The organism is Tardiphaga sp. 841_E9_N1_2 (assembly GCF_051811065.1).
GTDB classification, from domain to species: domain Bacteria; phylum Pseudomonadota; class Alphaproteobacteria; order Rhizobiales; family Xanthobacteraceae; genus Tardiphaga; species Tardiphaga robiniae.
Map to the genome: position 1 here is coordinate 2229100 of NZ_JBPWQC010000001.1, position 19939 is coordinate 2249038.

The 19939-nt window shown below is 62.4% G+C and carries 20 protein-coding genes and 1 tRNA gene; 5 read left to right on the forward strand and 16 right to left on the reverse strand.

The annotated features are described in order from the left end of the window. Window positions 1-94: 94 nt before the first annotated feature. From cysE to AB8A50_RS10865, 3 genes are all read right to left on the reverse strand, one after another. Window positions 95-922 carry a serine O-acetyltransferase gene (gene cysE, locus AB8A50_RS10855; protein WP_068736178.1) on the reverse strand — a complete coding sequence of 276 codons (828 nt, stop codon included), beginning with the start codon at window positions 920-922 and terminating at the stop codon, window positions 95-97. A 225-nt stretch (window positions 923-1147) separates the two neighbouring features. Continuing rightward, window positions 1148-1900 (reverse strand): alpha/beta fold hydrolase, encoded by a 753-nt coding sequence (locus tag AB8A50_RS10860; protein ID WP_089264925.1) that lies wholly within the window; start codon window positions 1898-1900, stop codon window positions 1148-1150. A gap of 67 nt (window positions 1901-1967) precedes the next feature. Next, window positions 1968-3173 (reverse strand): hypothetical protein, encoded by a 1206-nt coding sequence (locus AB8A50_RS10865; RefSeq protein WP_439077646.1) that lies wholly within the window; start codon window positions 3171-3173, stop codon window positions 1968-1970. Window positions 3174-3402: 229 nt separating this feature from the next. Between AB8A50_RS10865 and AB8A50_RS10870 the strand changes: the two genes are divergently transcribed. Both AB8A50_RS10870 and AB8A50_RS10875 read left to right on the forward strand, forming a co-directional pair. Next, on the forward strand, window positions 3403-3648 hold the full coding sequence (locus tag AB8A50_RS10870) for a zinc-finger domain-containing protein (RefSeq protein ID WP_089265655.1): 246 nt from the start codon (window positions 3403-3405) through the stop codon (window positions 3646-3648). Window positions 3649-3657: 9 nt separating this feature from the next. Further along, window positions 3658-4824 carry an FAD-dependent monooxygenase gene (locus tag AB8A50_RS10875; protein ID WP_439077647.1) on the forward strand — a complete coding sequence of 389 codons (1167 nt, stop codon included), beginning with the start codon at window positions 3658-3660 and terminating at the stop codon, window positions 4822-4824. Between the two features lie 11 nt (window positions 4825-4835). Here the strand turns inward: AB8A50_RS10875 and AB8A50_RS10880 are convergent, their stop codons facing one another. The 10 genes from AB8A50_RS10880 to AB8A50_RS10925 form a co-directional block, all read right to left on the reverse strand. Continuing rightward, entirely contained in the window at window positions 4836-5252 is a 417-nt protein-coding gene (locus AB8A50_RS10880) for a twin-arginine translocation pathway signal (RefSeq protein WP_439077648.1), read from the reverse strand. Between the two features lie 82 nt (window positions 5253-5334). After that, window positions 5335-5421: transfer RNA gene (locus tag AB8A50_RS10885), tRNA-Leu, on the reverse strand. Between the two features lie 77 nt (window positions 5422-5498). After that, a complete protein-coding gene (locus tag AB8A50_RS10890) occupies window positions 5499-6263 on the reverse strand; it encodes a DeoR/GlpR family DNA-binding transcription regulator (protein WP_089264928.1) in 765 nt (254 codons plus the stop codon). A gap of 148 nt (window positions 6264-6411) precedes the next feature. After that, entirely contained in the window at window positions 6412-7413 is a 1002-nt protein-coding gene (gene pdxA, locus AB8A50_RS10895; protein ID WP_439077649.1) for a 4-hydroxythreonine-4-phosphate dehydrogenase PdxA, read from the reverse strand. Beyond that, entirely contained in the window at window positions 7410-8660 is a 1251-nt protein-coding gene (locus AB8A50_RS10900) for a four-carbon acid sugar kinase family protein (protein WP_439077650.1), read from the reverse strand. Before AB8A50_RS10900 ends, pdxA begins: the two co-directional genes overlap by 4 nt. A 1-nt stretch (window position 8661) precedes the next feature. Then, window positions 8662-9690, reverse strand: a complete 1029-nt coding sequence (locus tag AB8A50_RS10905; RefSeq protein ID WP_309948694.1) for a 2-keto-3-deoxygluconate permease — start codon at window positions 9688-9690, stop codon at window positions 8662-8664. A gap of 287 nt (window positions 9691-9977) precedes the next feature. Beyond that, the gene (locus tag AB8A50_RS10910; RefSeq protein WP_439077651.1) at window positions 9978-10934 is read right to left on the reverse strand and encodes a PDR/VanB family oxidoreductase; all 957 of its coding nucleotides are present in this window, start codon (window positions 10932-10934) and stop codon (window positions 9978-9980) included. Then, window positions 10931-11446 (reverse strand): MOSC domain-containing protein, encoded by a 516-nt coding sequence (locus AB8A50_RS10915; protein ID WP_439077652.1) that lies wholly within the window; start codon window positions 11444-11446, stop codon window positions 10931-10933. Before AB8A50_RS10915 ends, AB8A50_RS10910 begins: the two co-directional genes overlap by 4 nt. Before the next feature lie 155 nt (window positions 11447-11601). Further along, window positions 11602-12858, reverse strand: coding sequence for an MFS transporter (locus tag AB8A50_RS10920; protein WP_374725737.1), 1257 nt, complete (start codon window positions 12856-12858; stop codon window positions 11602-11604). Window positions 12859-13080: 222 nt separating this feature from the next. Beyond that, window positions 13081-13428 (reverse strand): RidA family protein, encoded by a 348-nt coding sequence (locus AB8A50_RS10925; protein WP_439077653.1) that lies wholly within the window; start codon window positions 13426-13428, stop codon window positions 13081-13083. A gap of 329 nt (window positions 13429-13757) precedes the next feature. Here AB8A50_RS10925 and AB8A50_RS10930 point away from each other — a divergent pair, with 329 nt between their 5' ends. After that, on the forward strand, window positions 13758-14315 hold the full coding sequence (locus AB8A50_RS10930; protein ID WP_120292626.1) for a cupin domain-containing protein: 558 nt from the start codon (window positions 13758-13760) through the stop codon (window positions 14313-14315). An 11-nt stretch (window positions 14316-14326) separates the two neighbouring features. On the opposite strand, the gene AB8A50_RS10935 is transcribed toward AB8A50_RS10930, so the two are convergent. Together AB8A50_RS10935 and AB8A50_RS10940 are read right to left on the reverse strand one after the other, a co-directional pair. Next, complete coding sequence (locus tag AB8A50_RS10935) at window positions 14327-14491, reverse strand: hypothetical protein (RefSeq protein ID WP_439077654.1); 165 nt, start codon at window positions 14489-14491, stop codon at window positions 14327-14329. Between the two features lie 245 nt (window positions 14492-14736). Beyond that, window positions 14737-16362, reverse strand: coding sequence for an ABC transporter substrate-binding protein (locus AB8A50_RS10940; RefSeq protein ID WP_439077655.1), 1626 nt, complete (start codon window positions 16360-16362; stop codon window positions 14737-14739). A gap of 169 nt (window positions 16363-16531) precedes the next feature. Here AB8A50_RS10940 and AB8A50_RS10945 point away from each other — a divergent pair, with 169 nt between their 5' ends. Next, a complete protein-coding gene (locus AB8A50_RS10945; protein WP_089264939.1) occupies window positions 16532-16762 on the forward strand; it encodes a hypothetical protein in 231 nt (76 codons plus the stop codon). On the opposite strand, the gene AB8A50_RS10950 is transcribed toward AB8A50_RS10945, so the two are convergent. Then, entirely contained in the window at window positions 16759-18378 is a 1620-nt protein-coding gene (locus AB8A50_RS10950; RefSeq protein WP_439079958.1) for an ABC transporter substrate-binding protein, read from the reverse strand. The two genes, AB8A50_RS10945 and AB8A50_RS10950, sit on opposite strands and share 4 nt — an antisense overlap. Before the next feature lie 330 nt (window positions 18379-18708). Here AB8A50_RS10950 and AB8A50_RS10955 point away from each other — a divergent pair, with 330 nt between their 5' ends. Then, a complete protein-coding gene (locus AB8A50_RS10955) occupies window positions 18709-19842 on the forward strand; it encodes a M20/M25/M40 family metallo-hydrolase (protein ID WP_309948705.1) in 1134 nt (377 codons plus the stop codon). The last annotated feature ends 97 nt before the right edge of the window (window positions 19843-19939 follow it).

The following is a 19939-nucleotide window of genomic DNA, read 5'->3' on the forward strand; positions in this document are numbered from 1 at the left end:
TTCTCGAAAAATCACGCCATCCCACAAGTGAACGAAAACGCGTGCAATATCAGCGCTTGCAAATCGCAAGCCCAGAAGTCTCAGCCCCTGAAAATCAGAGCCCGATCGCGTTCAGCATCTGGTTCATGGTGCGCGACGGCTCCGAACAGCCGGCTTCGCCGACGATCTTCGCCGGCACGCCGGCCACGGTGACGTTGTGCGGCACAGGCTTGACGACAACGGAACCCGCGGCAATGCGCGCGCAATGGCCGACCTCGATATTGCCGAGAATCTTGGCGCCGGCGCCGATCAGCACGCCGTGGCGAATCTTCGGATGGCGGTCCTCGTTTTCCTTGCCGGTGCCGCCGAGCGTCACGCCGTGCAGGATCGACACGTCGTCTTCGATCACAGCGGTCTCGCCAACGACAAAGCCGGTCGCGTGATCGAGAAAGATTCCGCGGCCGATCTTGGCGGCAGGATTGATGTCGGTCTGGAAGGCGGCCGACGAGCGGCTCTGCAGATACCACGCAAAGTCCTTGCGGCCCTTTTTGTGGAGCCAATGCGCAAGACGATGCGCCTGGATGGCATGAAAGCCCTTGAAGTATAGCAGCGGATCGATGAAGCGCGTGGTGGCAGGATCGCGGTCGAACACGGCGACGAGGTCGGCGCGGAACGCATTGCCAAGATCCGGCTCGTCGCGCAGCGCTTCGTCGAAGGTCTGGCGGATCAGGTCGCCGGACAGCGCCGCATGATCGAGACGTTCGGCAACGCGGTGCACCACCGAATCTTCCAGACGGTTGTGATGCAGCACGGTCGAATAGATGAAGGATGCGAGTTCAGGCTCGCGATGGACGATGTCTTCCGCCTCGGAACGGATGCGATCCCAGATCGGATCCAGCGTTGCGAGTTTTGAGTTCTGCGGATTGATGCTCTGCACGGCCATGGCGGACTCGCAATTTCCTGAATAGTGCATCGGTTATAGCACAAGACGCGTCGCTGTCGTGACACGGCTCCTGCCATCGTGAACGGTGGCTTACCCGGAAATATCCCGCTAACACGTTGAAAGCGCAGAGATTCTCGGGACGAACCCACCCCGCCCACAAACCGGGCGTGCATCAGAAGTGGGCGCTCGTGTGATCAAAACAAGGTGCGCCCTCGCCAATTGTCGTCACGGGCGGCGGGACAGGAAATCCAGCACGCCTTCCTTGTAGACGCGATCGCCAACCGCCCGCATGTGATCGCGGTTGGGGATATCCAGCACTTCAGAGCCGGCGATGACCTTCTGCAACTCCTGCGCGGAGCCGCTGATCTCGTCCGTCGTTCCCACCGCGATCAGCAGCGGCACCTTGATGGCGGCGGCTTCCTCATTCGTCATCAGCCGGCGCGAACCGCGTAGACAGGCTGCGAGCGCGCGGCGATCCGAACGGGTCTGATCGGCGAAAGCGCGGAACGTGCGGCCGACGGGGTCGGTGACGTCGTCGAGCGAGTCCGCCTCCAGCGCAAGGGCGACATTCTCGCCTGGACCGCCGCCCTTGATGAGGCCGATGCCGAGACCGCCGAAGATCGCGCTGCGGATCAATTCGGGATGGCTATAGGCGATATAGGCGGTGATGCGCGCGCCCATCGAATAACCCATCATATCGGTGCGCACGATGCCGAGATGCGCGAGCAGCGCGCGCACGTCGGCGGCCATCGCGCCGATGCTGTATTGTTCGGAATCGTAGAGCTTGCTGGAATCGCCATGGCCGCGATTGTCGAGCGCAATGACGCGGCGATTGTGCTTCTTCAATTCCGACACCCAGGTCGGATAGACCCAGTTGACGTTCTTGCTCGATGCAAAGCCATGCACGAGAACGATCGGATCGCCCTCGCCTTCATCGAGATAAGCAATTTCGACAGCGCCGTTGTGAAAGCTCGGCATCCAGAATTCCGTTACGATTGAGAGATGGGGTGATTGAGAGAATGAATGGTGATGGGAAGCGCGCAGTTTACCCGTGGACGAGCACCGGCGCCAGTGAGTGAGCCGGCGCGGGATGGCGGAGAGCCATGTCCCTGAGTAATGCGTCCTTGCGTGAGATGTCCTGCAACAGAGCGTCCTGTCGTACCGCCAGGTCGCGGCGCGCGCGCCTCGCCTTGGAGCGCTGCAGCCACGACCAGGTGATGCGCTCGGTGGTTGCCTTGATCGACACGACAAATCCAAGCAGCGCGAACAATGCCCAGAACACCCACATCGAAAGATTGAACGCGCCAGCCGCCAGCAGCGCGCCGCGGCCGAACATCTTCATGATCGCGCGTGTCTGGCCGCCCTTGGCCGTCGCCAGCCGCGCTGCGCGCGTGACGTCTTTCGGGCTCTGGGCGATACGCAGCGTATCGAGCGCGCCGCGCGTGCCGGCCTTCTCGCCGACACGACCGACATCCCCGGCAAGACGCACGATGCCGCCGGCCTTCTCGGTGCGGAACGCCGCCTTCACTGCGGTGATGGTCTGCCCCGGCCGCAGGATCGACGCATCGGCCACCGCGGCGCGCAGCATGGGCCCGTCCACCACGCCGCGCGCCGAGCGCGCCGCCCAGGTGGTGAGTCCCTCGCCGATCCGCCCGACCTTGCGTGCATCCTTCACCAGTGTGAGGCCCGCGCGCACCGGCGCGACGCCGCCGACGCTGACATAGGTCGCGGCGGTCACAGCGAGACCTGCAGCAGCAAGGCCGAGAATGAGGTGATCGGTGTCCTCACCCATCGCCATGTGCTTGCCTTCGCGCACGACGTCGCGGATATCGCCGAATACGAACAGATCGCCGGCGACGGTACCCGACAGGCTGCCGACATCATCGGCAGTGCCGGTGACAAAGCCAGTCGCAAAGCGGCTGGCGAAATGAGACGCCGAATTCTCGTCCGCAACCGCATCCGTCACACGCCTGGCGAGGTCGTCCGGCAGTTGAACATTTCTGGCAGCCGCAACATCGGCAAAACTCTTGGCGAGGTCCGCATCCCTGGCCGCGAGCGCGTCTTCGATATTGCGGGCGAGCACCGCGGGATCATTCCGCAATGCAGAGCTGAGTTGCGCATCGGCCAGAGCGACGGGGTCGTCCTGCGCGGCGAGCACGGCACCGGCGTCGCGGGCATGCGGCAGCAACAGCAGGCCGGCGGTCGCGCAGACCGCTACCCCCGTCAAAGCTGTGTCGAGCCGGAACCACATGGCGGGAAACCCTATCCTTGCACCTCTTTAGAAATGGTGCGTCACATCGTGGACACAACTGCCCCGACGAAAGAAGGGCTATTCGGAGACACCCGAATTGTGTCGAATTTGTACGGATGAATGACCCCTGCGTGGTCTAGGAATCATGGTTCCGGACCAGTATGGTGCGCCGCACTGAATGGCGCGCCGGCTCATACGCCCGCGGCTGTTGCGAGCAAAGGTAGAGAAGATGTCCGACCACGTGGTTCCGCACTTTCACAATGACGCCGGCGTTCCGATCATCGAGATCGGCTCGCAGGAATTCATGTGCGTGGGTGCCAATCCGCCGTTCGATCATCCGCATGTCTTCCTCGATCTCGGCAACGACAACGAGATCATCTGCCCGTATTGCTCGACCCTCTATCGCTTTGCCGCCGATCTCGGCGCCGGCCAGTCACGTCCGCCGGAATGCGTGGTGAAAGATAAGGTTGCCTGACTTCCGGCCGTGACGGCGCCGCGCACCATCGTCATTGCTGGTGCGGGCATCGGCGGACTGACGGCCGCGCTGGCGCTGGCCACTAAAGGGTTTCGTGTCCTCATCCTTGAGAAGACCGGGCGGCTCGAAGAAGCCGGCGCCGGGCTGCAGCTCTCGCCCAATGCGACCCGCATACTGATCGGCCTCGGCCTGCAATCGCGCCTTGCGCCCCATGTCGCGACGCCCGCCCGTGTGAGCATCATGACCGCGCGCAGCGGCGGCGAAGTGATCCGCCTGCCGCTCGGCAGCGCAAGCGATGACGCGCCCTACTGGCTGGTGCACCGGGCCGATCTGCAATCGGCCTTGCTTGGCGCGGTCACCGCGCATCCCGACATCGAACTGCGCCTCGGTTGTCCCGTGGACAACCTCCGCGCCACGCCCGCCGGCATCACGGTCAACGGCGAGTCGGCGCTGGCCTTGATCGGCGCCGATGGCGCGTGGTCTTTCGTGCGACGGCAACTGTTTCCCGAAACGCAGCCGCACTTCTCCGGCCTGATCGCCTGGCGTGGGACGCTGGAAACGAGCCGGCTGAAAAGCGACTTGGTCCCCCATGGCGTCCAGCTCTGGATGGGGCCGAAGGCCCATCTCGTTGTCTATCCGGTGTCATCGGGCGAGCGGATCAACATGGTCGCCATCATGCCCGGCGCCGTGATGCAGCCGGGCGGCAGCGATGCTGGCGACGCCAGCGAGATCCGCCAACATTTTGCAGCGTCGCGCTGGCCCGCCAATGCACGCGCCATGATCGAGAGCGTCGATAACTGGCGGCGCTGGCCGCTGTTCACGATGCCGGATGGCGGCGTGTGGCACGAGGGATCCGTGGCGCTACTGGGTGATGCCGCCCATGCGATGCTGCCTTTCGCCGCGCAGGGCGCAGGCATGGCCATCGAGGATGCGGCGGTGCTGGCGGAGTGCCTTGGCACGGCTGGCCACGATGCGGCAGGGATTGCACCCGCATTGGCGCGCTACGCTCAGCTACGCCAGCCGCGCGTCGGCCTGATACAGCGCGCCGCCCGGCAATCCGGCCAGATTTATCATCTGCGTGGCCCCATGGCGCTGGCACGCGATCTAACGATGCGCGCGCTGGGTGCAGAGCGTCTACAGGCGCGGCAGGACTGGATCTACGACTGGAAACTCTGATCCTGATAGGCTCAGGAGCGGGCGCCAGCGCGCTTGCGCGGCGTAATGGGTTCTGACGCTGCCGGCGCTTTCGGCGCACTCGCCACACACTTGCTCTTCTGCCAGTTCTCTTCCGCCAGCTTGGCCTGCGCCCGCGTGGAGATGTAGTCGTTGCGATAGGCGAGTTCGCTGACCACCGCGCCGCCCGTGCCGGTCTGCGCCTTGTCGATCAGCCCCTGCAATTCGGCCGTCCGCGTCGCAAGCGTCTTGCGCTCGGTCTCAAGCTGCGGACAGTCATAGAGGTCATATTTCGCAGGATCGACAAAGGCGCCCGACACCATGCCATCGCCCATGCTGGCGCAGCCGCCGAGATAGCCGGCTAGGACAAACAGCGACACTATCGCAACAGCACGCGTCGGCAGGCGGGAACGGGAAGGACAAACGATCATCGGGACTTTCTAGCCGGGCAGGATTGAAGTTGCGTAAAGCAGCCGCCGGTGGCCGGATTGAGGCTAAAGTTCCCCTGAAGGCTGGTGCGGACGGCGGGAATCGAACCCGCACGACGTTGCCATCGAGGGATTTTAAGTCCCTTGCGTCTACCAGTTCCGCCACGTCCGCGCTGGCACCTACTTAGCCGGTTTTCGCCGCAAGTCGATCCCATATCCGCCTGGCGCCAGAACACGCATAAAGCCCCGCTACGCCCCCGCCACGACGATATGCGCCCCTGCATGCTCCATCAGCTTGCGCTGCTCCGCCGATGCGCCAGCGCCCGTCACCAGCGTCCAGCGCGGCGGGAACGGCGCCCAGGCGTCCTGTTCGGCGCGGCCGAGCTTGCCGGCGTCGGCGAGCACGATGACCTCCTTGGCCTGCTGCATCATCAGGGACTTCAAGGCGACCTGATCGAGGTCGGCCTCGCACAACCCGCGGCCGCTCACGACACCGTCGGCGCTCATGATGGCGCGGTCGGCCGTGAGCCGGCGCAGTCCCTCGCTGGCCAGAGGTCCCATGGTGCTCATGCTGGTTGAGCGCAGCGCGCCGCCGAGCACCACGAGTTCGATGCTTGGTGCCTTGGCGAGAAACGGCAGCAGCGCGATATTGTTGGTGATGATACGCAAGCGGCGCTGCAGCAGCAGCTTGCCGAATGCCGCGACCGTCGATCCGGCATCAAGGATGAGTGTATCGCCGTCCTCGATCAGGTCGATCGCGGCCCGCGCGATGGCCTGCTTTTCCTTGCCCTGGACCGCGAAGCGCTGGTCGAGCGTGGTCTCGGCGACATGGCCAGTGAGAATCGCGCCACCGTAAGTGCGGCGCACCGCGTTGTTCTTCGAGAGATGCTGCAGGTCGCGCCGCACGGTGGACCCGGACACACCGAAGCGCCGCGCGAGATCGTCGACATCGATCTCGCCGGCATTCAGCGCGTCCAACAGGCGTGAGCGACGTTCCTTGTTGCGCATCGACATCGAACCTCAGCCAATCAAGCTGGTATTTACCAGCGTTTCGTCATGGCCGGGCAGCGCGAAGCGAGCTTCGCTTGACGTCCCGACCATCCACGTCTTCGAAGTAACAAGACGTGGATGCCCGGCACAAGGCCGGGCATGACGGAGATTGTCAGGCCGCCTTGGCGCCCGGTGCGAGATCCACCGCCTGCCGCAATGCCTCCAGAAGGCTCCGCTCATCGGCGATGCCCTTGCCGGCGATGTCGAAGGCGGTGCCGTGATCGACCGAGGTGCGGATGACGGGAAGTCCGACCGTGATGTTCACGCCGGATTCCAGACCCAGCACCTTGATCGGGCCATGACCCTGATCGTGATACATCGCGACCACCATGTCGTAGTCGCCGCGCCCTGCGAGGAAGAACAGCGTATCGGCCGGCAGAGGGCCGCGCACGTCCCAGCCCTTCTTCTGGCAGACTTCGACGGCCGGCGTGATCTTCTCGGCCTCCTCGCCGTAGCCGAACAACCCGTTCTCGCCGGCATGCGGATTGATGGCGCAAACGCCGATCTTCGGATTCTTGATGCCGGCCTTGACCAGCACTTCATGGCCACGCGTGATGACGCGTTCGACCAGGCCGGGCTCGATCTTCTTGATGGCGTCGATCAGGCCGATATGCGTCGTCACGTGAATCACGCGCAGCTTCGGCGACACAAGCATCATCGACACTTCAGGCGTGCCGGTCAGATGCGCGAGCAGTTCGGTATGCCCAGGATATTTGTGACCGGCCGCATGCAGTGCTTCCTTGGACAGCGGCGCCGTGCAGATGCCCTGGGCGATGCCGGCCTGAACGATCTCGACGGCCTTCTCGATGAAGCGGTAGGCCGCCTCGCCGGCCACGGGGGAGTTCTGCCCGAACGGCAAATCATCCGGAACGATCTTCAGATCCACGCACTGGACGTTCTTCGACGCAAAATTCGCAGCCTTTGCATCGCTGAGCGAGTCGACGCCGATCTTGGCGCCGACGATCTCACCGGCCTTGCGCAGGCGATTGGCATCGCCAATCACCAGCGGATTGCACATCGCGAGCATTTCCGGATGGGCGAAGGCTTTCATGATCACTTCGGGGCCGATGCCTGCGGGATCGCCCATGGTGATCGCAATGGTCGGACGGGTCATGTGAAGCTTCCTTGGGTTCGGACGGTGTGAAGACGTTCGCGAATTTTGATCAGGCTGTTCTCGTCGCCGAAGGCGCCGGCCTTGGTGGCGATCGGCACAGACAATGCGCCGAGCGTGAGGCCGAGCGACACGCCGGGCTCGATCTCGTCGGCCAAACGGATTCCGTTGACACCGAAGCGCGACAAGAGTGCCGCCGCGGTCTCGCCGCCGGTTGCTGCAAAGGCGCCGATGCTGGACGCCACGGGCATCAGCGCATCGGCGAGATTCTGCGCGAGCTGCGGGCCGAGCGACATTTTCGGATTATCATCCATCACGATCTCGACCAGGACATCGCCGCCTGCGGTCAGTCCCTCGGTCACGCGCTTGGCCAGCGCCGCCTGCCCTGCCTTGTCGCCGAGCAGGACTTCGGGCGTGACAGGCAGATGAGTGACGGTGCCGCTGGCGACCAGCTTGCGCGCTGCGGAGCGCGACGCGCCGGCGAGCGAGCCGACGACAATCAGCGTGCCGTAGATGCTGGGCGGAATTTCCAGCTTCTCGGCAGCACTGGTGTCATCAAGCGCAGCCAGCGCATGTGCAAGGCCCGCGCTGCCGATGAACACTGTCGCCGGTGAAATCTTCAGACTGGCTTCGGCGATCAGATGCAGGTCGTGCTCGGTCTCCGCATCGCAGATCGCAACGACGCTGTCGCCGGACGCGATACGCGCAAGGTGAGTCTCGAGATGCCCACCGCGGATGATTTCGAGCAACACCTTCTCGCTGCGAATACCAGCCGATGCCAATACATCAGCGATGTCGGCATTGTCGTAGGTGTGATCGCGCTTCCAGACCTCGGCTTCCTCAAGCGGACGACCATTGACGACGACGCGGCCATCGATGGTGGTGCGGTTGGTCGCCGGAAAGGCTGGCGCGAAGATGCCGAAGGCCGAACCGGACTGCGCCTTGAGATGCGCGAGCGCAGCCGCCGTCTCGGAGGCCGGCTGGCCGCGCAGCGTGGAGTCGATCTTCTTGAACAGGAGCCGATCCGGCTCCATCAACTGTTGCAACACGTCGGCGTGCCGACGCGCAGCGGCCTCGGCCGTCAGGCCGCGGCTCGCTGCATCATAGGAGATAACCGGATGCTGGCGATCCCCGGCACTTGCGACGTCGCCCCAGGTCACGGCAGCCGCAAGGCCCCGGCGACCGAAGGCGATGGCGCAGTCCGCTGCACCGGTGAGATCATCGGCGAGGATCAGCCAGCGTCCCGCCATCTTAGTGCCCAGCCACTGGTGCGGCTGATGCGACGCTTGGCGCGGCAGGCGTCGTCGCCTCCGCTTCCGGCTCGACATCACGGCCGACGATGCCGGCTACCCACGAGGTGAGGATCGGCGTCAGGATCGCCGTCACGACCACGCAGGCCGCGATGAGGATGGTCGCCGGACCGGCAGCAGCCGCATAGGCCGGATTGGCCGCAGCGACGATCGCAGGCACGGCCGCCGCATTGCCGGCGGTCGACGCCGCAGCAACACCCGCAACGCCGTTGCCGCCGGTGAGACGGTCAACGAAGAACAGCGGGATGCCGGTCACGATCACGACGGCCACGCCCATGCCGACGCCGAGCAAACCCGCCTGCCAGACCTGCGTCAGGTTCAGGCCGGTGCCGAGCGCGAAGGCGAAGAACGGGATCATCACAGGCACGGCCTTGCTGAGGAAGTCACGCAGCTCGCGATCGAGATTACCAAGGATCATGCCGGCCACCAGCGGCAGGATCGCGCCGACGAGCGCGGGCCACTGGAACGACGACAGACCGGCAACGCCAAGCGTCACCATGGTGAGGAACGGACCGCTTTCCAGCGTCATGATGCTGTAAGCACCGACGTCGCGCGGACGGCCATACTGGCCCATCAACGCCATGTAGAGACCGCCATTGGTGTCGTTCATGGCGGCGACGATCGCCAGCGTCGAGACGCCCGCGAAGATGCCGGCGGTGACCGGCGCTTCACCGAGGAAGCGGCCGAAGATCAGGCCCAAGATAATTGCGGTACCGACCTTCACGATCATCAGGGCGCCGCCCTTCTTCACGATGTAAGGCGTCGCCTTGAAGTCGATGCTCGCGCCCATGCACACATAGAACACGGCGAGAATGCTGAGAGCGCCGCCGGAGAACAGCGCGCCGGTGAAGGAGCCGAAGAATTTCGGGGTGTTGGGGGCAAAGGTCGCGAACAGCGCGCCGATCAGCAGCGGCACCGTCATCATGCCGCCCGGCACCTTCTCAATCGCCCGCTTAATTGGAATCTGCATGGTCTATTTCCTTCCCGCGCCGTGCGCATCACTGATTATTCTGCGCAATTTCCCTCAGGAGCCCCTGCGCACACCGCCCGATATGCGCAAATTACGCAGACATCAAACACTTTTTGCGCAAATTGCGCAATTTCTAAAAATTAGTTAAGCGGTCAAGGTATTTTTGTAAGCCATCCAAAGCGAGCGGTTCGCTGACCGGAACGTCGCGCCTCATGGCGCACGGAAGCGAACGCAAACAGGCGGCAACGGGGGAGCCGTTGCCGCCTGTTTGGCCGTCAGATCGGACGTCAGAGATCGAGAACCAGACGATCCCCAGCGGAACCTGCCACGCAGACCAGCAGGCTGCGTTCGCGCTCCGCCGGCGACAGCACGCGGTCGCGATGCACCGGCTGTCCTTCGAGCCAGTCCACCTTGCAGGAGCCGCAGATGCCGCCGCAGCAGGATGCCGGCACGTCGATGCCGATATCTGTCAGCGCTGACAGCATGGTCTGCCCTGCGGCCACGGTGATTTCCCGCTTCGACTTCGCCAGCGCGAGCACATAGGGCTTCGCGTCGGGGTCGACCGGCAGCGGCGGCGGCACGAAGCGCTCGATATGAACGCGATCGGCCGGCCAGTCGCGCGACGCCTGTTCGAAGTCGTCAATCATGCCGTCGGGGCCGCAGCAGGCAAGCGCGACATCCGACAACGGCCGGCCAACCAGTGCCGCGATATCCGGGCGTTGCCCGCTCGACGTGTCGTGAATCACCACATGACCGGACTTGCGCAGCGGCGCGAGCAGATCGGCCAATGGCGGCTCGCCCCGCGCAATCATGTGGAGCGTGAATTTCGAACGGCCCATGCGCTTGAGCCAGGCCGCCGCCGACAGGAACGGCGTCACGCCGATGCCGCCACCGACAAAGGTGAAACGCGTCACATCCGCAGACAGATCGAGCCCGCCGCGCGGCAGAGTCACGCCGATGGTGTCGCCGACCTTGACCGCGTCATGCAGTACGATCGAACCGCCCCGCCCTTCGGCCTCGCGCTTCACTGCCACGACATAGCGCTTGTCGTCGGCCGGATCGTTGCAGAGCGAATAAGTCCGCACCAATCCACCGGGCAGACGCAGATCGATATGTGCGCCCGGCCGGAACGGCGGCAGCTCCCAGTGATCGGGATCGACCAGCGAGAACAGTTTGATGCCCCGGCCGCCGTCCTCGACCGTGTCGACGATGGTCCTGACTTTAGTAATCGGCACCGCGCTCATTGCATGTTCCGCACGGCATCGCCGACGCGCACGGTACCACCCTGCAGGATCCTGCAGTTAAGGCCCGAGCGATTGATCAGCGGATCGAAGATCGCCTTGCCGGTGATCTCCTCGATGTGTCGGCATGGGATCGAGAGCCGTGTTGATTCCAGCAGCGTCTCGCCGAGCCAGAACTGGCGACCGACCAGATGCGTTAGCGGTACGCCGGATACGGTGACATTGCGGCGATGCTCCTCGGGACCGAGATCGATATTGTGATCGCGCTTCAGGGCTACCAGCGTCTCGTATTCGAACAACGTCACCTGACGCCCCTCTTCGGGCTTGTGCGAATAGAACCCCTCCTCGCGGTCGATCATGTAGCGATCGCCCTCGATGCCCTTGCCGGCGACCAGCGTGAGCTCGGGCATTTCGCGCATCGGCAGGAACGCGCGCGGCGTGATGTGGAGATAGCGCACCACGCCGGTCCATGACGGGACCACAGCAGTGGATGCGGAAGTAACGGTATCGAGCATTGCTTTCGTCCTTGTAGAGGCTTGGGCGACACATCACTCCGTCATGACCGGGCAAAGCGCGAAGCACGGCTTCGCTGAATGTCCCGGCCATCCACGTCCTCATGCGGTCAAAGACGTGGATGCCCGGCATGCGCCGGGCATGACAAAGACTGCGTTCAGGTCAGTTCCTTGTTCGCCATTTCCGGCGCAAAGGACGTCGCAATCGCGGTGATGCAGGCGCAGAAGATCAGGAACACCGACACCGGCCAGGTCGCACCGGCCCAGGTCATCAGCGACGCCGCGATGAGCGGGCTGAGACCGCCAGAGATAGCCGCTCCGACCTGGAAGCCGAGCGAGGCGCCGCTATAGCGCAGCTTCGCGGTGAACAGTTCCGAATACCAGGGCGCGCCGATGCCGAACATCACCATCTGGCCGAAGGAGATCGCGACGACGATGGTGAGGATCACGATGGTCGGATCACGCGTATCGAGCAGCCAGAACATCGGGAATGCGAAAGCTGCGCAAAAGAGGCAGCTCGCATAGAACATCGCCTTGCGCCCGACCTTGTCCGACAGCCAGCCGAAGAACGGGATCGAGAACAGAGCAACGAAGGATGCGATGAAGGCGCCGTTCAGCACCAGCCCGCGCGACAGGCCGAGTTTCGACGTCGCATAGGACATGATGAACACGCCGGCGATGCTGGCATAGGCGATCTCCGAGATCTTCAGACCGACGGCGGTGAAGAACGGACGGCGGTGATACTTGAAGATGTCCACGATCGGCATCTTGGCGACTTCATTCTTCGCCTTGAGCGCGCGGAAGGCCGGAGTCTCTTCCATGCTCATGCGGATCCAGAGGCCGACGCCGACCAGCAGGATCGAGATCAGGAACGGAATGCGCCAGCCATAGCTCATGAAGTCTTCTTCGGGCAGTTGCGAGACCAGCGCGAACATGCCGATGGCCGCGAGATTGCCGACGGGATTGCCGACCTGCACCATGCTGCCCAGGAAGCCGCGTTTATGCGTGGGACAATTCTCGACCACCATCAGAACCGCGCCACCCCATTCGCCGCCAAGGCCGATGCCCTGCAGGAAGCGCAGAGCGATGAGCAGAATCGGTGCGGCGATTCCAATTTGTGCATAGGTCGGCAGCAGACCGATCGCGAATGTGCCGAGGCCCATCACCATGATTGTAATCGCCAGCATCGCCTTGCGGCCGACGCGATCGCCATAGTGACCGAAGATCGCCGCGCCGAGCGGACGCGCGAGGAAGCCGACCGCATAGGTACCGAAGGCTGCGATAGTTGCGAGTGCCGGATCGCCGGCAGCGAAGAACACCTTGTTGAACACCAGCGCGGTTGCCGCGCCATAGATCAGGAAGTCATACCACTCGACGGCGGTGCCGATCACACTGGACCAGACGATCTTGCGCATGGCCGCATCGTCGGGATTCTCCGCCGTGGCGGTGACTGTATTGAATTCTTCTGCGACGGTCATGTTCACTCCTTCAAAAGACATGTTCAGTTTCAGGCGCGTGGGCTCGTTCCGTGCCGCGACATCTCGCGGCGCAGTCCGGGTCTTCTCGTGAACTTTCGCTGTTGCTTCAGTCGCCTCAGCGCAGGCGGTGGTGATGCCTAAGGAATGGCAGCGATTTCCCTAGAGAATCGCAGCAATGGCTGCGATCTCGACTCTGATCGAGGGATTGGCGAGCCGCGCTTCGGCACACGCGCGTGCAGGCGATGCGCCTGCCGGCACCCACTCATCCCAGACCGTATTGAAAGCCGCGAAATCCGCGATGTTGGGCAGCCACACCGTGGCGCTCAAGATCGATGACTTGTCCGTGCCGGCTTCGCCGAGCAGTGCATCGATCTTGGCGAGCACTTCGGCGGCCTGCGCTTCGACACCAACAGACAGATCGTCCGGCACTTGCCCTGCGAGATAAACGAGACCACCATGCACCGTGGCCATGCTGAGCCGCTTACCGGGCTTCAAACGCTTGATCATATATCTGCCTTCGTGTCGTTTTCTGAGGACATATTCCCGTCATCAAAATCCAACAGGTTTACTGACAGAAATCAACGTCACGAAAATCGGCATCTGACGCCTAAATCGGCAAAAGGCAGCCGATGCACATAACGCAGGCTAAAAATCGGCATTCTCCGGCACTTTTGCCTAAATTATCCTTGCCCGTGCTGGAAATATCTGCAGCAATGTTTTCCTGTAGAAACACTCCGGCATCGCTCTGGAGCTCTTTCAAAGAGATCAGCGAGACGGCCCTTCCACCATCGCCGCGCGCCCTCTAAAAGAACAGGTACCTCATCAGGAGATCGACGTTGCTCGACGTCAGCAAGAATGCGGTTGGTTTCAACCTGCGCCAGCTACGCACCACCAAGGGACTGACGCTGGATCAGCTCGCCACCCAGAGCGAGTTGACGCGCGGCTATATCTCCCTCGTCGAGCGCGGCCTGAAAACGCCGTCGGTCAATGCGCTGCTGCGCCTCGCCGCGGCGCTCGATGTCAACGTTACTTATCTGTTCGACCCCAACCCGACGCCGGCCCCGCGCTACACGCTGTTCCGGCAGGACGAACAGCAGACACCCATGCAGGACGACGGCGTCGATCTGCTGGCGCTGGCTGCGGGACGCACACGCAAGATGATGGAGCCGTTCCTGATCCGGCCGCCGCTGAAATTCGCGCCGCGCGCATCGCATGCGGGCGAGGAATTCCTGTTCGTCATATCAGGCAAGATGGCGATCAAGATCGAGGACGAAGAGATCGTCCTGAAGAAAGGCGACTGCCTGTACTTTTCCGGCGAGACCCCGCACTGGGTGCGCAGCATCGGCAAGCCCAAGGCCGACGTGCTGCTGGTCGTGTCCGCCGCCTCGCCCTAGCGCTGAGTTTCCTAGACGCGTTCAATTCTTCCGCTGAAAAGCGCGCGCGGCGCGACCTTCTTGCGCAAGGCCTGTGCCTGCATTTTGCAGACGCACATCGGCTCGCCCCTGCGCGTGGTGCATTTGCAGGGATAACCATAAGCAAATTCAATCAACGCATCGACGTCATGGGCCATGATCGCCTGCTCAACGCGCTCGTCATACGTCATGTGGCCATCTCTTCTTGCTAGCGGCTGCTGGCTGGGCTTTGCGCTTCGTTCCCACAGGCATGTCAAACAGATTGGGCGTGGGCGAGAGCAACTTTAAATCTGTTTATACCAACACCGCAGGACGGGCAAAGCCTGCCTCAAAACAAAAGCGCCGGCCTGATCACTCAGGCCGGCGCTCTCTTATTCAAACCTGCCCGCCGCAGCGACGCCGGTTACTCCTTCTTGTCGATGTTCCAGAACACCGGAGTGGCGGCGCCCGGCAGCACGCCGGTCAGCGACTTCCGCCATATGCTGGGGATCCGGTATTCGCCAAGCGGCAGATACGCGACCTGCTCGAGCGCACGGGCCTGGACTTCCGCAGCGGCAGCCTTCTGTTCCGCAGGCGTCGCTGCGCGCGCATACTTGTCGCGCAGTTCTTCGATCTTGGCGTCCTCGAACCATCCGAACCAGCCGCCATTCTTGCCGCGGCCCGACGTCGAGACGTTGGAAACCGGGTTAAGAATATCAGCAGCGACCCAATTGGTGAAGAACATGTTCCAACCGCCCTCCTTGACGGGCTTCTGGCTGGCGCGGCGCGTCACCACGGTCTGCCAGTCGGTGGCCTGCACTTCGACCTTGAAGCCGGCATCGCGCAGAAGCTGCGCTGCAACGATCGGCTGCGCCTTCAGCGACGACACATCGGTGGGCGCCATGATAACCACGGGCGTGCCATCATAACCGGATTCGGCCAGCGCCTTCTTGGCTTCCGCCATGCCGCTGCCCTTGACCATGGTTTCCGAGCCGACGTCGGTGTCATTCGGCGTGCCGCAGCCGAACATGGCACCGCAGATCTTCATGTAGTCGGGATTACCGACCAGCGCATCGAGCACCGGCTTCTGGTTCATCGCGAGGAATGCCGCGCGGCGCACCTTGACGTTGTCGAAGGGAGGCAACAGGAAGTTCATACGCCCCAACGTCTGGTAACCGAGCTCGTTCAGAACCTCGATCTTGAGGTCCTTGTCCTTGACGAGAATCGGCAGCAGGTCGTAGGGACCGTTCTCCATGAAATCGATGTCGCCGGACTGCAGCGCGTTCACCGCCGTCTGCGCATCGGGCATCGTGACCCATTCGACGCGGTCGACCTTGACGACCTTGCCACCGGCCGCCCAGCTCGCAGGCTCGGAGCGCGGCACGTAGTCCTTGTTCTTCTCATAGACCGCCTTCACGCCCGGCTGAAATTCAGCCTGCACGAACTTGAACGGACCCGAACCGATCTGCTCCGGAATGGCCTTGCCGGCGGGCGTCTCGGCGAGACGCTTCGGCATCATGAACGGCACCAGCGAGGACGGCTTGGCAATCGAGTCGAGCACGAGGCCATAGGGCTCCTTGAGCGTCAGCACGATGGTCTTGGCGTCGGGGGCTTCGATGCTCTTGGTGAAGTCCATGAGCTTCTGGCCCATGCCGTCATTGCGGCCCCAGCGCTGCAACGAAGCGGCGCAATCTTCCGCAGTGACAGGCTTGCCGTCGTGCCACTTCAGGCCATCGCGCAGCGTGAAGGTGTAGACCATCTTGTCATCGGAGACCTTGTACTCCGCCATTTGCGGCTGGACTTTGAAGTTTGCGTCCATCGCCAGCAACGTGTCGTAAACCATGTAACCGTGATCGCGCACGATGTAGGCGGTGGTGATGCCCGGATCGAGCACGCGCAGATCCGAGTGCATCACCGCAGTGATGGTCTTGCCGGCAGCATGCGCGGGCGAAGAGAGTGACGGCAGCGCCAGCGCAATTGCGAGGGCTGCGCCCGGTAGCGTCAATTTCGTGAAGGCCGCAGAACGCTGCCAACGTGACATGTAGGACATTCGATCTCTCCTGACTTGAAACTGACCATCGGTCGATGATTGCTTGTGCAACGCGATAGAAATTTAGGCGCCACCACGCGTTGCCTTTATCTTTTAGACATCAAAGACTTGCATCAAGCGTGATGCGCGTCAATCGCGTTTTCCACGCGCTACATCCACATGCTGCAGAATGCATTCCAATGCACATCGTCAATTTGCAAAGGAGATTGCCTGCTGCTGCCAAGTCACGCACGCAGTCAACGGCATGCTCGACCCCGCTGCGCGCGACATGGCAATCATGGGTGCGACCATCGAACGCATCGCTCGTGGAGAGGTCATTCGCAAAAACAAGAACGCCGGCCTGATCACTCAGGCCGGCGTTCTGTTACTTCACACGAACCGCGACAGCGGCGCCGGTTAGTCCTTCTTGTCGATGTTCCAGAACATCGGAATGGCAGCGCCCTGGGTGACGCCGGTCAGCGAGGTGCGCCAGATGCTCGGCACCTTGTATTCGCCGAGCGGGATGTAGATGACCTTGTCATAGATCTCCTTCTGGATCTCGGCGGCGAGCTTCTTCTGCTCTTCCGGCGTGGTCGCACGCGCATATTTGTCGCGCAGCATTTCCAGCTCGGCATCTTCGCTCCAGCCGAACCAGCCGCCATTGCTCTTGCCGCGGCCGGAGGTCGCGACATTGCTGATGGGATTGAGAATGTCGGCACCGACCCAGTTCGAGAAGAACATGTTCCAGCCGCCTTCCTTGATGGGCTTCTGGCTCGGACGACGGCTGAGCACCGTCTGCCAATCGGTGGCCTGCACTTCGACCTTGAAGCCGGCATTGCGGAGCAGTTGCGCCGCAACGATCGGCTGCGCCTTCAACGTGGTCACGTCGGTCGGCGCCATGATCACCACCGGCGTGCCGTCATAACCGGCCTCGGCGAGCAGCTTCTTGGCTTCCTCGACGCCATTGCCCTTCACAAGGCTTTCCGAACCGACATCCGTCGCATTAGGCGTGTCGCAACCGAACACCGCGCCGCAGACCTTGTAATATTTGGGATCGCCAACCAGCGCATCCAGCACCGGCTTCTGGCTCATTGCCAAAAACGCGGCACGGCGAATCTTCGGATTGTCGAAGGGCGGGTTAAGGAAGTTCATGCGGCCGAAGGTCTGGAAGCCCAGAGGGTTGAGCACTTCGATCTTAAGCTCCGGATCCTTCGCCAGGACCGGCAGCAGGTCGTAGGGACCATTTTCCATGAAGTCGATGTCACCCGACTGCAGCGCATTCACCGCGGTCTGTGCATCGGGCATGGTGATCCATTCGACGCGATCGACCTTCACCACCTTGCCGCCGGCCTGCCAGTCGGTCGGCTCGGAGCGCGGCTTGTACTCCTTGAACTTCTCGTAGACGGCCTTCACGCCGGGCTGGAATTCCGACTGCACGAATTTGAACGGACCCGAACCGACCTGCTCGGCGATCGCCTTGCCGGCGGGCGTCTCAGCCAGACGCTTCGGCATCATGAACGGCACCAGCGACGATGGCTTGGCGATCGAATCCAGAACGAGGCCGTAGGGCTCCTTTAGCGTCAGCACGATGGTCTTGGCGTCGGGCGCCTCGATGCTCTTGGTGAAATCCATGAGCTTCTGGCCCATGCCGTCATTGCGGCCCCAGCGCTGCAGCGACGCGGCGCAGTCTTCGGCGGTGACCGGCTTGCCGTCATGCCACAGCAGGCCGTCGCGCAGGGTAAATGTATAGACAAGCTTGTCGTCGGAGACCTTCCAGTCGGCCATCTGCGGCTTGATCTCGTATTTCGAGTTCATGCCGAGCAGCGTGTCGTAAACCATGTAGCCGTGATCGCGGACGATATAACCGGTGGTGATACCGGGATCGATCACACGCAGATCGGAATGCATCACTGCAGTGATGGTCTTACCTGCAGCATGCGCGGGCGACGACAGCACCGGCAGCGCGAGCACAACGGCGACCGCCAGACCGGGCAGCGCAAATTTCGTGAAGGCCGCAGAATGCTGCCAACGTGACATGTAGGACACTCAATCTCTCCTGACTGGAATCTGACCATCGATCGATGATCGATTATGCAACGCGATAGAATTTTAGGCGTCTTCGCGTATTGCCTTTATCATTTAGGCTTCAAGGACTTGGCATCAAGCGTGATGCGCGTCAATCGTGTTGTCCACGCGATACATCCACACCGTGTAGAATGCATTGCAATGCACATAGCCAATTTGCAAAGGCGATTGCGCTGCTGCTAAGTCATGCGCGAACTCTCGCCGACAAACTCTCGCAATGTGCGCAGGCACGGAGCGCCTTGATCATCCGTGACGAAATTCTCATCCAAGAGGAATGACTTGATGAACCCCGCCGAACTCCCGTTTGATCTCGAGAATATGCTGCAGGGCCTGCGCGTCTGGGTCGAATGCGAGAGCCCCACATGGGACGCAAATGCGGTCAACGGCATGCTCGACCTCGCTGCACGCGACATGGCAATCATGGGTGCGACCATCGAGCGCATCGCGGGACGTCAGGGATTCGGCGGCTGCATCCGCGCCCGTTTTCCACATCCGAAATTCGGCGAACCCGGCATCCTGATCGCGGGCCACATGGATACCGTTCACCCGGTTGGCACCATCGAAAAGCTGAAGTGGCGCCGCGATGGCGAGCGCTGCTACGGCCCGGCGATCTGCGACATGAAGGGCGGCAATTATCTGTCGCTGGAAGCCATCCGCCAGCTCGCACGTATCTCCTATACGACGCCGCTACCGATCACCGTGCTGTTCACGCCCGACGAGGAAGTCGGCACGCCATCGACCCGCGACATCATCGAAGCTGAAGCCGCGCGGAACAAATACGTGCTGGTGCCGGAGCCCGGCAGTGCGGGCAACGGTGTCACCACTGGCCGCTATGCGATCGCCCGCTTCAATCTCGAAACCATCGGCCGGCCCAGCCATTCGGGCGCGACGCTGTCGAACGGCCGCTCCGCGATTCGCGAAATGGCGAAGAAGATCGTGCAGATTGACGAGATGACCGGACCGGACTGCACGTTCAGCGTCGGCATCGTGCATGGCGGACAATGGGTCAACTGCGTTGCCTCGTCATGCACCGGCGAAGCGCTGAGCATGGCCAAGCGTCAGGAAGATCTCGATGCCGGCGTCCAGCGCATGCTCGCTCTCTCAGGTACCGAGAATGACGTGACCTTCAACGTCACCCGCGGCGTCACCCGCCCGGTGTGGGAACCGAACGCGGCGACCATGGCGCTGTTCGAGAAAGCCAAGGCCATCAATGGTCGCCTCGGCCTGCCCGAACTGACCCATGGCAGCAAGGGTGGCGGTTCGGATGGTAATTTTACCGGCGCAATGGGCATCCCGACCCTCGACGGGCTCGGCGTTCATGGCGCCGATATGCACACGCTCAACGAATATATCGTCGCGCAGAGCCTTGTTGATCGTGGCCGCCTGATGGCGGGATTGCTGGCAACCCTCGATTGATGCAACGTCGCCCGGTTTGCACATGCATCGCATGGCGCAAATCGGGCGGTGGCACAGGACTTGCTACCTTTACGTTTAAGTTTAGCGAACTTCGGGT